12 protein-coding genes and 1 tRNA gene are annotated in these 14123 nt (G+C 64.4%); 5 read left to right on the forward strand and 8 right to left on the reverse strand.

Annotated features, from left to right (window positions below; genetic code table 11):
- Window positions 1-25: 25 nt before the first annotated feature.
- Window positions 26-667 carry a DNA-3-methyladenine glycosylase family protein gene (locus tag JG746_RS08465; protein ID WP_202357730.1) on the forward strand — a complete coding sequence of 214 codons (642 nt, stop codon included), beginning with the start codon at window positions 26-28 and terminating at the stop codon, window positions 665-667.
- Between the two features lie 128 nt (window positions 668-795).
- On the forward strand, window positions 796-1353 hold the full coding sequence (locus JG746_RS08470; protein WP_202357731.1) for an HNH endonuclease: 558 nt from the start codon (window positions 796-798) through the stop codon (window positions 1351-1353).
- Between the two features lie 234 nt (window positions 1354-1587).
- Here the strand turns inward: JG746_RS08470 and JG746_RS08475 are convergent, their stop codons facing one another.
- Both JG746_RS08475 and JG746_RS08480 read right to left on the reverse strand, forming a co-directional pair.
- Entirely contained in the window at window positions 1588-2106 is a 519-nt protein-coding gene (locus tag JG746_RS08475; protein ID WP_095772290.1) for a disulfide bond formation protein B, read from the reverse strand.
- Between the two features lie 84 nt (window positions 2107-2190).
- Complete coding sequence (locus JG746_RS08480) at window positions 2191-2775, reverse strand: YqaA family protein (protein WP_202357732.1); 585 nt, start codon at window positions 2773-2775, stop codon at window positions 2191-2193.
- Between the two features lie 273 nt (window positions 2776-3048).
- Between JG746_RS08480 and JG746_RS08485 the strand changes: the two genes are divergently transcribed.
- Window positions 3049-3133: transfer RNA gene (locus JG746_RS08485), tRNA-Leu, on the forward strand.
- A gap of 232 nt (window positions 3134-3365) precedes the next feature.
- On the opposite strand, the gene JG746_RS08490 is transcribed toward JG746_RS08485, so the two are convergent.
- The 4 genes from JG746_RS08490 to secA all read right to left on the reverse strand — a co-directional run bounded on the left by JG746_RS08490 (window position 3366) and on the right by secA (window position 9413).
- Window positions 3366-3545, reverse strand: coding sequence for a hypothetical protein (locus JG746_RS08490; protein WP_202357733.1), 180 nt, complete (start codon window positions 3543-3545; stop codon window positions 3366-3368).
- An 8-nt stretch (window positions 3546-3553) separates the two neighbouring features.
- A complete protein-coding gene (locus JG746_RS08495; RefSeq protein ID WP_202357734.1) occupies window positions 3554-4834 on the reverse strand; it encodes a GNAT family N-acetyltransferase in 1281 nt (426 codons plus the stop codon).
- A complete protein-coding gene (locus tag JG746_RS08500) occupies window positions 4834-6234 on the reverse strand; it encodes a lipopolysaccharide biosynthesis protein (RefSeq protein WP_202357735.1) in 1401 nt (466 codons plus the stop codon). The genes JG746_RS08495 and JG746_RS08500 overlap by 1 nt, the downstream gene beginning before the upstream one ends.
- Before the next feature lie 446 nt (window positions 6235-6680).
- Window positions 6681-9413: a preprotein translocase subunit SecA gene (gene secA / locus JG746_RS08505; protein WP_202357736.1), complete on the reverse strand. Its 2733-nt coding sequence runs from the start codon at window positions 9411-9413 to the stop codon at window positions 6681-6683.
- Window positions 9414-9675: 262 nt separating this feature from the next.
- On the opposite strand from secA, the gene JG746_RS08510 reads away from it, so the two are divergent.
- On the forward strand, window positions 9676-10599 hold the full coding sequence (locus JG746_RS08510; RefSeq protein WP_202357737.1) for a peptidylprolyl isomerase: 924 nt from the start codon (window positions 9676-9678) through the stop codon (window positions 10597-10599).
- Window positions 10600-10666: 67 nt separating this feature from the next.
- Here the strand turns inward: JG746_RS08510 and JG746_RS08515 are convergent, their stop codons facing one another.
- Window positions 10667-11266 carry a TetR/AcrR family transcriptional regulator gene (locus JG746_RS08515; RefSeq protein WP_202357738.1) on the reverse strand — a complete coding sequence of 200 codons (600 nt, stop codon included), beginning with the start codon at window positions 11264-11266 and terminating at the stop codon, window positions 10667-10669.
- A 222-nt stretch (window positions 11267-11488) separates the two neighbouring features.
- On the opposite strand from JG746_RS08515, the gene JG746_RS08520 reads away from it, so the two are divergent.
- Window positions 11489-12706 (forward strand): MFS transporter, encoded by a 1218-nt coding sequence (locus JG746_RS08520; RefSeq protein WP_202357739.1) that lies wholly within the window; start codon window positions 11489-11491, stop codon window positions 12704-12706.
- Window positions 12707-12727: 21 nt separating this feature from the next.
- Here the strand turns inward: JG746_RS08520 and JG746_RS08525 are convergent, their stop codons facing one another.
- On the reverse strand, window positions 12728-13957 hold the full coding sequence (locus tag JG746_RS08525; RefSeq protein ID WP_202357740.1) for a caspase family protein: 1230 nt from the start codon (window positions 13955-13957) through the stop codon (window positions 12728-12730).
- Window positions 13958-14123 lie beyond the last annotated feature (166 nt).

Here is a 14123-nt window from a genome sequence, read left to right on the forward strand (position 1 = left end):
CTGCACATTCGCGGACAACGATACCATGCAACGCATCGCCACACTGGACGACATCGCCCGCGGGCTCGATGCGCTTTGCATCATCGACCCGCGCCTGGAAAAGGTGCGCGGCATGGCCGGCGAGGTGCCGCTCCGGCTCTCGGAGCCGGGGTTCAGGAGCCTGGCCTCGATCATCGTCTCGCAACAGGTGTCGCGGGCAAGCGCCGATGCCATCTTCGGCCGGTTGACGAAGCTGGTCGATCCGCTGACGCCGCAGGCGATCCTGGCCGCCGGCGAGGACATGTTTCGCGAGGCCGGCCTGTCGCGGCCCAAGCAGCGCGGGCTGATCGCAGTCGCCCAGGCCGTGGCCGACGGGCTCGACCTCCTTCATCTCTGTTCACTGGACGCGACCGAGGCGATCACGACGATGACGGCGGTGCCTGGCATCGGCCCGTGGACAGCGGAAGTGTATCTTCTGTTTGCCGCCGGGCACCCCGACATTTTTCCCGCGCGCGACGTCGCGCTGCAGAGCGCGGTCGGCCATGCGCTCGGCATCGACCCGCGTCCGCCGGAGAAAACACTGATCGCTTTGGCCGAATCATGGAGCCCGTGGCGAGGTGTCGCATCGCGGCTTTTCTGGTCCTATTATCGCGAAACCAGGGGCAGGGACGCAGCGCCGCCGTCCTGAATCCGCAAAAAAGCATAAAAATCGGGGATTTTTGTCGCTTTGGACAAGCGACAATCCGCTTCACATCCCTGTCATGTCGGGCTTACAGTATCCGTGCCGTTCGGGTCTAGAACCAAGGAGGTAAACACGTGACGGTTGCCGTATCTCCGGATGGGCTTCCAGCACTGGTGCTGAATGCGGATTACCGTCCGCTCAGCTATTACCCCTTGTCGCTCTGGTCGTGGCAGGACGCCATCAAGGCGGTGTTCCTCGACCGGGTGAACATCGTCGCCGAATACGAGCATGCGGTGTCCTCGCCGACCTTCTCGATGAGGCTGCCGAGCGTGGTCAGCCTGAAGGCCTATGTGAAGCCGTCCAGGCACCCGGCCTTCACCCGCTTCAATGTGTTCCTGCGCGACCGCTTCCAGTGCCAATATTGCGGCACGCCCGACGACCTGACCTTCGACCACGTCATTCCCCGCCATCGCGGCGGTGCGACGACCTGGGAGAATGTCGTCGCCGCCTGTTCGCCCTGCAATCTGCGGAAAGGCGGCATGATGCCGGCACACGCCAAGATGTGGCCGCTGCAGAAGCCCTATCAGCCGACCGTGCATGATTTGCACAACAACGGCCGCCTGTTCCCGCCCAACCATCTGCACGAAAGCTGGATGGATTATCTCTATTGGGATGTCGAGTTGGAGCCATAGAGTCCGGCAGAAATCCGCCATTGCTGGCCGCCAGACGCAGCTTTCCGCGCTGCCGGCCTTAGCCGACCGAAGCCCTTGTGGGTAGTTGCGGCAGTTAACGGCTACGGCCGGCGTAGGCCGGTGCTCACGCACCTAAGTAAGCTCCGCTCGTCGACTGCGTCGACCCCGAAATCCGCGCCATCCGACTTAGCCTGACGAATTTCTGGACGAACTCTGCGTCGCGCTGGTTCTGCTTCAGTCGCGAGCCAGCGCGCCGCGGAAGGCGACGGCGGCGAGGATCAGGCTGGCGATGGCATTCCAGCCGGCCAGCGACAGGCCCAGGATGCGCAAGGCCGCCTTGTCGCAGGAGGGCGGCACGAATTTGTCGAGCGCGTCGAGCACGCCCTTGCCGCCGGTGTCGACCGGGCCGGCACCCGCCGTGCAATCGGTCGGGCCGGCCCACCACTGCCATTCGACGCCGGAATGGTAGACGCCGAGATAGAGGCCGTAGAGCATCAGGAGGCCGCCAATGCCCAGCAGGCCGCGCGTCAGCCAGGCCGGCGCGCGCAGCATCGACGCAATCACCGCCAGCACCATCAGCGGCGCGCCGATGTAGTAGGGGGTGCGCTGCTCCAGGCAGAGATGGCAGGGGATGTAGCCGCCAATGTACTGGAAGCCGAGCGCCGAGCCGACGGTCGCGGCCATGGCGACGGCGAGAAACAGCGCGGTCCGCGTCCGCTGGCGTCCGGTGTCGGCATTCATGGTGGCTGTCATAGGGTTTTGTCCGTTGAGTTCGCCGGCTCACTTTTTGTCCATGTCGTTGTCCCAAAACCGCAGGGCACTTTTGGGCGACATGGACTAGAACGCGTATTTGAAGACGATATAGAGCAAAATCAGGGCAGCGGCCGCGGCGCCGGCGATCAGCCCGAGACGCTTTTCGATGAACTCGCGGATCGATTCGCCGTAGCGGCGCAGCAGCCAGGCCAACAGCAGGAAGCGCGCGCCGCGAGCGACGATGGCCGAGATGATGAAGATCAGCAAATTGACGTGCAGGGCGCCGGCAAGGATGGTGACGACCTTGATCGGGGGCAGGTGCGCGAGACCGGAAGTAACGAGCAGCACCAGCATCAGGCCGGTGCCGGAATTCTGCCAGCGCTCGAAGGTCTCCAGGCCGCCGAAATGCTCCAGGATCGGACGGGCGATGGTGTCGTAGGCGAAATAGCCGATCATCCAGCCGGCGATGCCGCCCAGCACCGAGGCGGCCGTGGCGGTCAGCGCATAGCGGTAGGCGCGGTCGGGGCGTGCCAACGCCATCGGCAGATAGAGCACATCGGCCGGCACGAAGAAAAACGAGCTTTCAATGAAGGCGATGATGGCAAGCCACCATTCCGCGGATTTCCGGGCCGCCAGCGACAAGGTCCAGTCGTACAGTCCGCGAAGCATCGGCACTCCTATGCGTATCGCCCAAACGGTGCGCAGCGGTTTCGGGGCAATGGCATGCTCAAAACAAAGACCCAAAGCGCGCCATCCATCCAGTGGGACGCCTCGCTTTGATGCGCCGCCTGTCTAGAAAGATTTTCCGCGCTGCACAATGGCAGCACGGTCACGAAATCAAAAGGCGAAGATTGGTCGCATCTCGGCGATCCCGAGATTTGGCCAGTTGACGAACAGGCCTCCGACCGTATAGTCCGCGCCCATCCAGGCCGCCCGGCCTGAGCCCCTATGGCGGAATTGGTAGACGCGCTCGACTCAAAATCGAGTTCCGCAAGGAGTGCTGGTTCGATCCCGGCTAGGGGCACCATTCCATTTTTCAGTAACTGCCCATGTTGCTTGCCTGCCCGTGAGGCGGGCAAGCTCAGTCAGGCCACGGATGGGTTCGGCTGCGCCTGACGCAGCCGAGAGGATTTCGGCCGCAGGCTGGCCACAGCGCCAGCCTGCGCCCAGCCAATCCGCTCGGAGCGAGTGCTTGTAGCCGATCCCGATGTTCCATTTGTCGCCGGCGGCGCGCGCCACTACTTCGCGGCGTTGAGGGATCAGGACAGCTTACAGAGGCTGTCCGCAGACACAACAACCGTTGGAATGCCCTTCGGCCGATCGACCGTCTTGATCTCGTCGTGCCAGAATGCGTGTTTGAATATGATCGCGATGCCGATCAGCAGCGCGGCCCACGGGCCAGGGTGTGGCAATTTCGGGTTGGCACCGTTGCCGCCCAAGGGCAGGCCTACCGCCGTCTCAGCAAGCTCTTCATGCGGTTGCGCAGCAGTCGGGCCATGTTGCGGGTCTCGCGGTAGAGATGCAACTGCGAGGCGGCTTGCCGCGCCAGGCGGTCGGCATCCGGCGTCAGCCCGATCACCAGCGTGCCGATCGGCTTGCGCTCGGCCCACAGCCGGCTCATCACCGGGTGGTCCGGCACCGCGCAGGAATCGGTCATCATGATGTTGGGGTCGTCGAGATGTTGCCGGGTGACCTCGATCATCAGCAGCGTGCCCGGCGAATAGGCTGCCAGCGTCTCGTCATAGGCCGTCTTCCAGGTATAGGCGACGCCTGCTTCGACAAAGACGATCAGGCAGGCGATGGTGCGGCCGTCGAGCGTCAGCGAATGGATGCGGCACATGTCCTGCTCGGCGAGCCGGTGCACGGCCTCGCGGGCGAAGGCGGCGCGGAAGCGGTCGATCGCCATGGCGGTGCGCTCGCGGCCCTTCCAGCCGGACGCTTCCAGCGTCAGGAAGCTCTCGATGGCGTGACGAATCTCCTCGGGGCCGCGCGCCACCACATGCTCCAGCCTGCCCATGTCGGCAAGGCGCCGCTTCAGGCGGCGGAATTCGCGGTAATGGTGCGAGCGCAGCGAAGCCTTGAGATAGTCGTCGCCATCGAGTTCGCTGTCCAGCACGGGGCGTTGGGTCTGGCCGGTGGTGACCAGCGTCAGGCCGCGCGTCTCGGCTACGGTGTCGAGCAGGCTAGCCACCGGACCGTCGAGCCTGAGGTCGGGCAGCACGAAGACCTTCGGCAGCTTGAGGTGCGGGCGCGACAGCATCGAGAAGAAATCCTCGACGACGCCGACCGGATCGTCGCGGTCGATCAGCGGCGTGCCGAGCGGACCGAACGGGCTCGACCAGGTGCGCATCACCGGAACGCCGAGCGGCACCACCGGACGCTCCACCGAAATCGGCACGAGGAGCCGCAGCCGGTTGCGGTATTCGTCGCCGTCGCGGATCACCGCAAGCCGCACCTCGCGATCCTCCAGCCGGGGCATGGCCGGCGCCAGGAAGCGCGGGTTGAAGAAGACGTTCGGCTCGATCGTGCGGGCGCAGAGATAGTCCAGTTCCTCGACCAGGTCGAAGCCGGCGGACGCCGGATAGATGGCAAGCTTGCGCTCCGGCCGGTTGTTGGCGAGGATTTCGATATGGGCGGGATCGGGATCGCGCGACAGCCCGGCAAGGCCGGACACCATGGCGCCGGCGGTGCCGCCGCTGGTTTCCTCGAGCAACGGGATGGCGGCCATCAGGCGGCTCCTTTGGCAGGCACGAAGATAGCCATGACGATGCCGAGCTTGCGCCACACCGTGAAGGACAGCGCGCCGGCCTCGAAGATCATGGCGAAGGCGGTGGCCATGGCGGCGCCCCACAGGCCGAACATCGGGATCAGCACCACGTTGAGGCCGATGTTGAAGGCCAGTGTCATGGCATAGACGGCGGCGCAGATGTTCTGGTTGCCGCTCATGGTGAGCAGGCTTTCGCAAGGGCCTACGGCGGCGCGCGCCACGACGCCGAAGACGAGCAGGAACAGCAGCGGATAGCCCGATGTGAATTCGGGCCCGAACAGCACCAGCATGGGCTTGCCCAGCAGCAGCACCAGCAGCGCCATCAGCAGCGAGGGCCAAAAGGTCCACGACACCGTCTCGCGGGCGAAGGCGGCAAGTTTTTCCGGCTCGCCATGGGTGAACTGCGCATAGCGCTGGGCGACGCCGGCCTTGACGGCGAAATAGACGAAATGCACCAGCGCCAGCGTCTTGACCGTGGCGAAATAGACGGCGACGTCGTTGGGATCCATATAGGCGCCGACCATCAGCACATCGGCATTGGTGAGCAGGAAGAAGAAGCTCTCGACCAGGAAGATCGGCAGCGAGACGATGAACCATTGCGCGAAATGCACCTTCATCGGCCCGGCCGGGATCTGCCTTTCCATGCGGTGCGTGACGCCGATCAGCTGCGCCAGCGTGGTGACATAGGTGGCGGCGATCGAGGCGAAGATCGCCGTCCTGGCATCGGCGGCGTAGCCGGCGAAAAGCATCAGCGCCATGAACAGCAGGATCAGCACCGGCCGTATCAGATAGGTCGGCGACAGGGCGAAAAGCGCCCAGCTGTTCGCTCTGGCCTGGCCTTGCAAGAGGTCCGACAGCGCGATCATAGGCAGGCAGATGACGCCGAGGATGAAGGGAATCACATAGTAGTTTTCGATCCAGGGCGCCGCCAGCCAGACGCCAAGCGCGCCGAGCCCGGCGATGATGGTGGAGGCGATCAGCACGAACAGGCGGCTGGCCACGACGATGCCGCGCAGTTCGTCCATCAGGCCGCGTTCGCGGTATTCGGGGATGAAGCGGATGACCGAGGTGTGGAAGCCGAGGCAGGCGAGGTTGCCGACGATAACCATCGTCACCCAGACCAGCACGAAGATACCGTATTCGAACGAACCCATCCAGCGCGCCATCAGCACCTGGCTGATGAAGGCGATGACGGCGCTGACGATGCGGATGGAGAAGGCGATGACCGACATGCGGCCGGCCTCGCCGCGCTCATCGGCGGTGAACAGCACGGCGTCGATGCGGCCAAGCAACGGCTCGACACGCAGCGCCAAACGCTGCGGCAAGAACCGCCCGGCAGTCGTGGCCGCAGAAAAGCGCACCCCGATCTCTCTCCGTTTTCCGCCTCTTTTTCAGGCTTCGGTGTAGCGGAGACACATTAAGAAACGGTTGGGTGAGGGGGCGGTGCGCAGCGGACGAAAAGCCAACGATTTGGCTTTTCGAGCATGAGCGCCCGGAGCCATAGCGGAGGGCTGGCAGGCCGCTGGTGCGCGGCTAGCGCGTTTTTGATGTTCCGGGGGCATAACGGATGGCGAGAGAACGCCGGGTGCGGGTCAACCAGCTGTCATTCCACGTGCTGTTTCAATGCAAGCGTCGGAAAGGCTCGGACGGCGCAGCGTCGTGCGCGACTTTTGCGGTGCGATGACCGTTGATGAGGTGACATTCGCCGGATTAGCGCCGCCAATCGCCAACGTCAGCGCCGCCCCTCATCCGCCCTTCGGGCACCTTCTCCCCGTATAGTGACGGGGAGAAGGAAGAAGAGGCGTCCTTACGCAAACGCGCCGTGGCAGTGCTTGTATTTCTTGCCGGAGCCGCAGGGGCAGGCTTCGTTGCGGCCGACTTTGCCCCAGGTTGCCTGGTTGTTGGGGTCGCGGTCTTCGGGGGCGACGACGGCGTTCTGCTCCTGGCGCACCAGGAGGGCGGTTTCGCCGCCTTCGAAATCGTTCTCGCCGGTGGTGCCGTCAATATGCGTGCCGAACATGTCGGGCGCTTCCGGGGGCGGGGCTTCGGCGGCCTGGCGGACCAGTTCGACGCGCATCAGCTGCGCGGTGACGGCCTGGCGCAGATTGCCGAGCATCGCCTGGAACAGCTCGAAGGCTTCGCCCTTGTATTCCTGCAGCGGATCGCGCTGGGCGTAGCCGCGGAAGCCGACGACCGAACGCAAATGGTCGAGGTTGACGATGTGCTCGCGCCACAGATGGTCGAGCGTCTGCAGCACGACGGAGCGCTCGACATAGTTCATCACTTCGGGGCCGAAGCGCTCGGAGCGCTCCTTGGCGGCGGCGTCGGCTGCGGCAGTGATGCGCTCGCGGATGTCGTCCTCGGCGATGCCTTCTTCCTTGGCCCACTCCTCGACCGGCAGGTCGAGATTGAGGAATTCGGCGACCTCGGCCTTCAGGCCGGCGACATCCCACTGCTCGGCATAGGCGTTTTCGGGAATGGCCTTGGCGACGATCTCGTCGATGACGCCCTCGCGCATCTCGGCAATGGTTTCCGACAGGCCTTCGCCGTCCATCAGCTCGATGCGCTGCTCGAACACCACCTTGCGCTGGTCGTTGGAGACGTCGTCATATTTCAGGAGGTTCTTGCGGATGTCGAAGTTGCGTGCCTCGACCTTCTTCTGCGCCTTTTCCAGCGCCTTGTTGATCCAGGGATGGATGATCGCCTCGTCTTCCTTGAGGCCGAGCTTCTGCAGCATGCCGTCCATGCGCTCGGAGCCGAATATGCGCATCAGATCGTCCTGCAGCGACAGGAAGAATTTCGAACGGCCCGGGTCGCCCTGGCGGCCGGAGCGGCCACGCAGCTGGTTGTCGATGCGGCGCGATTCATGGCGCTCGGTGGCGAGCACGTACAGACCGCCGGCGGCCAGCGCCTTTTCCTTCAGGCGCTCGATGTCGGCGTGGATTTCCTTTTCGCGGGCCTCGCGCTCGGGGCCCTCAGGCATGTCGCCGAGCTCATCGGCGATGCGCATTTCGGCATTGCCGCCGAGCTTGATGTCGGTGCCGCGGCCGGCCATGTTGGTGGCGATGGTGATGGCGCCCGGCTTGCCGGCCTGGGCGACGATCGCCGCCTCGCGCTCGTGATGGCGGGCGTTCAGCACCTCGAAATCCTTGAAGCCTTCCTTGCGCAGGCGATCCGCCAGCTGCTCTGACTTCTCGATCGAGGTCGTGCCGACCAGCGTCGGCTGGCCCTTGGCGCTGGCTTCGCGGATCTCCTTGACGATCGCCTTGTATTTCTCCTCGACCGTCCGATAGACCTCGTCGTCCTCGTCCTTGCGGATGACCGGCAGATTGGTCGGGATCTCGGTGACTTCGAGGCCGTAGATGTTGCCGAATTCCTCGGCCTCGGTCAGCGCCGTGCCGGTCATGCCGGACAGCTTCTTGTAGAGGCGGAAGTAGTTCTGGAAGGTGACGGAGGCGAGCGTCTGGTTCTCCGGTTGGATCGCCACATGCTCCTTGGCTTCGAGCGCCTGGTGCAGGCCTTCCGAATAGCGGCGGCCGGGCATCATGCGGCCGGTGAACTCGTCGATGATGACGATCTCGCCGTTGCGCACGATGTAGTCCTTATCGCGCTGGAACAGCCGGTGCGCCTTCAGCGCGTTGTTCACGTGGTGGACGATGGCGACGTTCTCGACGTCATAGAGCGACTCGCCCTTCAACAGGTCGGCATCGCGCAGCATATTCTCCAGCTTCTCGGTGCCTTCCTCGGTGAAGATCGAGGTCTTCTGCTTCTCGTCAATCTCATAATCCTGCGGCTGCAGCTGGATGATGAAAGTGTCGATGGTGTTGTACATTTCCGAGCGGTCCTCGAGCGGACCGGAAATGATCAGCGGCGTGCGCGCCTCGTCGACCAGGATGGAATCGACTTCGTCGACGATCGCGTAATTGTGGCCGCGCTGCACCATCTGGGCGCGCTCGTACTTCATGTTGTCGCGCAGATAGTCGAAGCCGAGTTCGTTGTTGGTGGCGTAGGTGACGTCGGCGGCGTAGGCGGTGCTGCGTTCCTCGTCCGACAGGCCGTGGACGATGACGCCGACCGAGAGGCCGAGGAATTTGTAGACGCGGCCCATCCATTCGGAGTCGCGCGTGGCCAGATAGTCGTTGACGGTGACGACGTGGACGCCCTTGCCGGCCAGCGCGTTGAGGTAGACCGGCAGCGTCGCGACCAGGGTCTTGCCCTCGCCGGTGCGCATCTCGGCGATGCCGCCATTGTGCAGGACCATGCCGCCGATCAGCTGGACGTCGAAGGGGCGCATGCCGAGCACGCGGCGTGCCGCCTCGCGCGCGGTGGCGAAGGCCGGGACCAGCAGGTCGTCAAGGCTGGCGCCATTGGCGATATCCTGGCGGAATTTTTCCGTGCGCCCCGCGAGTTCGGCGTCGGACAGCGCCCGCATCTCGTTTTCCATGGCGTTGATCGCCTCGACACGGGGCCGGGTCGATTTGACCCGACGGTCGTTGGAGGAACCGAAAACCTTACGGGCGAGACCGCCGAGACTGACCATCCAATGGTCCTTTCGATAGAATTCTCAATCTTGAGACGGGCGCCGGCCGGCCCCATCAAATCCGCGTGATCGCACCGCCTGAATACGGGCAAACACAAAAAGCGCCCGGAAAACGGTTCTGGACGCAAAGTCGTTGGACAGATAAGAGGGGGCTCAACTGATGTCAACGCCGCGCTGGCCCTGCCGGTCGCGCCAAATTCCGCCACAATCTGGCTGATCTGGAAGCCAACCCTCCTTACAATCCTTCACCGGAGTCATCCTTATGCCCTTGTTGTTCCGCCGTGCGTCGCTCGCCAGCCTTGGTCTGGCCTTCGGCCTGTCGGCTCTTTGCCTGTCGCCTGTGATGGCGCAGGAGGCCGCTCCTGCTGCTCCGGCCGATGCCGCCACGGCACCGGCTGCTGCACCGGTCGACCCGAACGCCGTGGTCGCCACGGTCAACGGCCAGCCCTTGACCGAAGCCGACCTGGTGCTTGCCGAAGGCGAGCTTTCGCAGCAATTCGCGCAGCTGCCGCCCGAGCAGCGCCGCGCCGCTGCCCTTTCGGCGGCCATCGAAATCCGCGTCATGGCCGCCAAGGCCGTTACCGACGGCCTCGACAAGGATCCCGACTTCCAGCGCCGCATGGCCTTCCTGCAGCAGCGCGCGCTGCATGGCGAGATGGTCGAGAAGGGCGTCGTCGACAAGGTTACCGACGCCGAGATCCGCGCCCGTTACGACCAGGAAATCGCCAACACGCCGCCGGTCAACGAAGTGCATGCCCGTCACATCCTCGTGAAGACGAAGGAAGAGGCCGAGGCGATCATCAAGCAGCTCGACGGTGGCGCCGATTTCCAGAAGCTCGCCAACGAGCACACCAGCGATCCCTCGGGCAAGTCCAATGGCGGCGACCTCGGCTGGTTCGGACCTGGCCAGATGGTGCCGGAGTTCGACAAGGCGGCTTTCGCGCTCGAGGTCGGCAAATACACCAAGGAGCCGGTGCAGTCGCAGTTCGGCTGGCACGTCATCAAGCTCGAGGACAAGCGCGCCAAGCAGCCGCCGGCCTTCGACGACGTCAAGGACCAGGCCAAGCAGGCGGTCATCCGTGACAAGTATTTCGCGCTGGTCAAGTCGCTGCGCGCCGGCGCCAAGGTCGAGATCCCCGACGCCAAGCTGAAGCAGGCCGTCGATACGATGGAAGCCGGCAAGTAAGCCTGAACGTTCTTTCAAAAAGGGCGCGGCAACAAAGGGTTGCCGCGCCCTTTTTTGTTGGCCGCCATCATCTGCCTGATGCCGCTATGCCGTGCACGAGATAGCGGACCATCTTGCGTATCGTCGCCTCGGGCTCGTCGAGCCGGTTGGTCAAGAGATGCCGCCACGCGTAGGAAGCGATGAGATCGGCGACCACACCCGGATCGATATCGCCGGCGATCTCGCCGCGTGCCTTGGCGCGCTCGATGATCTGGCCGGTGTGGGTGCGGCGCGCTCCGGCATAGCCGGCAAGGGCGGCGGCCGCGGTTTCATCCGACTGCGCCTCGGCGATCAGCGATTTGAAAACACTGCCCGACGATGTCTCGCGCCAGTGTGTGAACAGATTGATCAGGAAGCCGACGAGATCCTCCTCAAGGCTTCCCGTATCGGGAATGTCGACGCGCTTCTGGCGCTGGTATACTTCGAGCAGCAGCGCCGCCTTGCTCGGCCACCAGCGATAGATGGTCGGCTTGCCGGCACGGGCGCGCCGCGCCACCGCCTCGATCGAGAAGCCGGCATAGCCGGCCTCGATCAGCACGGCTTCGGCAGCCTCCAGAATGGCTTCGGCGCTGTCGGGATTGCGCCTGGCGCCAATCGATTTGCGTGCCGGATCGGCGATTTCGCCCATTGGCCGTTCCTCCTGAAGCGGTTTCTCGTGTAAAACGACAACCGCCGGCAACTGTTTGCCTTTTGCGGACTAAATGAAGCCATTTGGCCGCAAAATGCGCCGCTGCCAAGCGATGCTCTCACATCGAGATGCTCACGCATCGAGACGTTCATACATCATCGCTTGACGAAACGGAACGGTTCGTTCTATTCAACGAAACGTTTCGTTCCGATGAGTATCGTCATGACCACCATTATCGCATCCGGCTCCGCACCCGCCGAGACGACAATTTCGAGTTGGATGACCTTCTTGCTGGCCGCCGCCTGCGGGCTGATCGTTGCCAATATTTACTATGCACAGCCATTGATCGGCCCGATCGGCGCTGAACTTGGCCTCCCGCCGCATGCGGCGGGCCTGATCGTCACGATGGCGCAGATCGGCTACGGGGTGGGCCTGCTGTTCATCGTGCCTCTCGGCGACCTCATGGAGAACCGCAGGCTCGTGCTTGGCATCCTGGCCGTCGCGACGCTGGCCTTGCTGGGCGCGGCGATTTCAACGCAACCGGCGGCCTTTCTGGCGGCGATGCTGTTTGTCGGCCTCGGCTCGGTCGCGGTGCAGGCGCTTATCCCCTATGCGGCACACCTGGCGCCACAGGCGAGGCGCGGCCGCGTGGTCGGCAATGTTTCGGTCGGATTGCTGCTGGGCATCATGCTGTCTCGGCCGTTTTCCAGCTTCATCACGGCGCTGTCGTCCTGGCATGTGGTCTACTTCACCTCTTGCGCCGTCATGATCCTGCTGATCGCGGTGCTGCGGTTCGCGCTGCCCAGGCGCGTACCGACGGCGCGTCTGAGCTATGGCGCGCTGTTGGCGTCCATGGTGCATATTGCGCGCACGACGCCGGTGCTGCGGCGGCGGGCCCTCTACCAGGCCTTCCTGTTCGCGGCCTTCAGCCTGTTCTGGACGACGACGCCGCTGCTTTTGGCCGGACCCGATTTCGGCCTGACGCAGGGCGGCATCGGCCTGTTCGCGTTGGCCGGCGTCGCCGGCGCAATCGCCGCGCCGCTCGCCGGAAGGGTTGCCGACCGCGGATGGAGCCGCCCGGCAACCGCCTTTGCCATGCTGTGCGTCGCCGTCGCGTTTCTCATGACCCACATCGCCAGCAGCGGTTCGACGTTTTCGCTGGCGCTGCTGGTCGCCGCGGCAATCGTGCTCGACTTCGGCGTGCAGACCAACCTGGTCCTCGGCTATCGGGACCTGTTCGCGCTCGGCGCAGCACATCGCAGTCGCCTGAACGGGCTCTACATGGCGACGTTCTTCATTGCCGGCGCGATCGGCTCGGCCGTCGGCGGCTGGGCGTATGCCCAAGACGGCTGGCCGCTGGTGTCCTGGATCGGCCTGGCGCTCCCGGTTGCGGCAGTGCTCTGTTTCGCCACCGAATTCATGCCGCGCGAAAGCGCGTGAATTCGCGCTTGGATCAGGCCATCACTGCATGGCTTGCGAGGTTTCGGACTCGATGCGCCATCCGTCCTCGGCCTTGACCAGTCCGAGTGTGACGCGCGCCTTGCCGGTCAGCCGCGCCGCCGACTTGTCCTTCGGCACATAGTCGTAGCGCATGGCAAAGACGGCCTCAGTGCGGTTTTCGCCATGCGGCGTGATCTCCAGGCTGGCGGGTTCCAGCCCCAATGACCACGAGGCCCATTGCGCGAACCAGTCGGTCTTCACCTTGACAATGGCATCGGCGTCGTAGCGCGTGCCGAAAATGGTGGCCGACGGGCCGTAGATCCGCTTGACCGTTTCAGCCATTGTCCTGGTGTCGGGCGTCAGATAGTCGCGGCGCAGGAATTGTTCGATCGAGGCCTTGTCGTCGCCCACCGAGCGCTCCAGCGCCGCGACCTGCGAGGCTGGTGCTGGCTCAGCCGGCGGCTTGGGCTCCGGGGCAGGCCCATCGCCCGGGACGAATTCGAAGCGCTCAAGCAGCGAGCCCTGTTCCCAGGGGCGCTGGCCTTCGCGGGTTTGCGAAACCACGTCGCGGCGCACCGCGATCATCATGTCGTTGATGCTCTGGCCGGGCTCGGCGATGTGCCGCAACAGGGCTGATGCAAAGGGCGAGTTGCGTCCGGTGCCGTCCATGGCAACCGCGCCCGGCGCCGTCGAGAAGGCGATGAAGGATCCGCGCGTCGAATCGAACTGCGCCAGACCGGCGAGCGCCGTCGCCGAGCGCGTGGTCGCGGTGCGGCTCAGGCTGCGGGCAAACGGGTTGTTGCGGCAGGCATCGAGAAACACCAGGCTGACCTTGGTCTGCTGTTCCATGATGTCGAGGACTTCATCGATAGGCACGGCTTCGAGCTGCAGCTTCACCGGCATGTCGAGCCTGGCGTCGACCGGGACGATGTAGTTGCGCCCGTCGACCTGCAGGCCGTGACCGGCATAGTAGAACAGCCCGACGCCCGCGCCTTGGAGCGCATCGGAGAATTCGCCGATGCTGCGTTCGAGCTCGCGTTTGCCCAGATCGTTGCCTTCGATGACCTCGAAACCGATGGAACGCAGCTTGTCGGCGATGTCGAGGGCGTCGTTGACCGGATTGGCCAGCGTGCCGGCTTCGGCATAGGTGCCATTGCCGATGACGAGCGCCACGCGCCGCGCCGGCTCAGCGTCGGCGCTCAGCAACAGAAGTCCCAGAAATGCCCAAGCGAGGATCGCAAGCCTGCCCATGGGTCGCGATCATAGCGCCACAGGCCCCGGCGACGCCAACAGATTTGAAATGCAGGCTTAATCCGGCGTGGTTCGTCGCCCCGGCAGGCGCGGCGAAAACGCCCTTGCGCCGGCGCGCCGTATCGGGCAAACCGGCCTTCCCCTTGCGATTTTCCCGCCCGAGGTC

The sequence above is a fragment of the Mesorhizobium sp. 113-3-3 genome (assembly GCF_016756495.1).
Taxonomy (GTDB): Bacteria; Pseudomonadota; Alphaproteobacteria; order Rhizobiales; family Rhizobiaceae; genus Mesorhizobium.

Bases quoted from the DNA above. Each gene is read 5' to 3' on its own strand.
- JG746_RS08515 (WP_202357738.1), bottom strand. From the start codon at position 11,266: ATGGGCGAAATCGCCGATCCGGCACGCAAATCGATTGGCGCCAGGCGC.
- secA (WP_202357736.1), bottom strand. From the start codon at position 9,413: ATGGTCAGTCTCGGCGGTCTCGCCCGTAAGGTTTTCGGTTCCTCCAAC.
- JG746_RS08520 (WP_202357739.1), top strand. From the start codon at position 11,489: ATGACCACCATTATCGCATCCGGCTCCGCACCCGCCGAGACGACAATT.
- JG746_RS08510 (WP_202357737.1), top strand. From the start codon at position 9,676: ATGCCCTTGTTGTTCCGCCGTGCGTCGCTCGCCAGCCTTGGTCTGGCC.
- JG746_RS08475 (WP_095772290.1), bottom strand. From the start codon at position 2,106: ATGACAGCCACCATGAATGCCGACACCGGACGCCAGCGGACGCGGACC.
- JG746_RS08525 (WP_202357740.1), bottom strand. From the start codon at position 13,957: ATGGGCAGGCTTGCGATCCTCGCTTGGGCATTTCTGGGACTTCTGTTG.
- JG746_RS08465 (WP_202357730.1), top strand. From the start codon at position 26: ATGCAACGCATCGCCACACTGGACGACATCGCCCGCGGGCTCGATGCG.
- JG746_RS08495 (WP_202357734.1), bottom strand. From the start codon at position 4,834: ATGGCCGCCATCCCGTTGCTCGAGGAAACCAGCGGCGGCACCGCCGGC.
- JG746_RS08480 (WP_202357732.1), bottom strand. From the start codon at position 2,775: ATGCTTCGCGGACTGTACGACTGGACCTTGTCGCTGGCGGCCCGGAAA.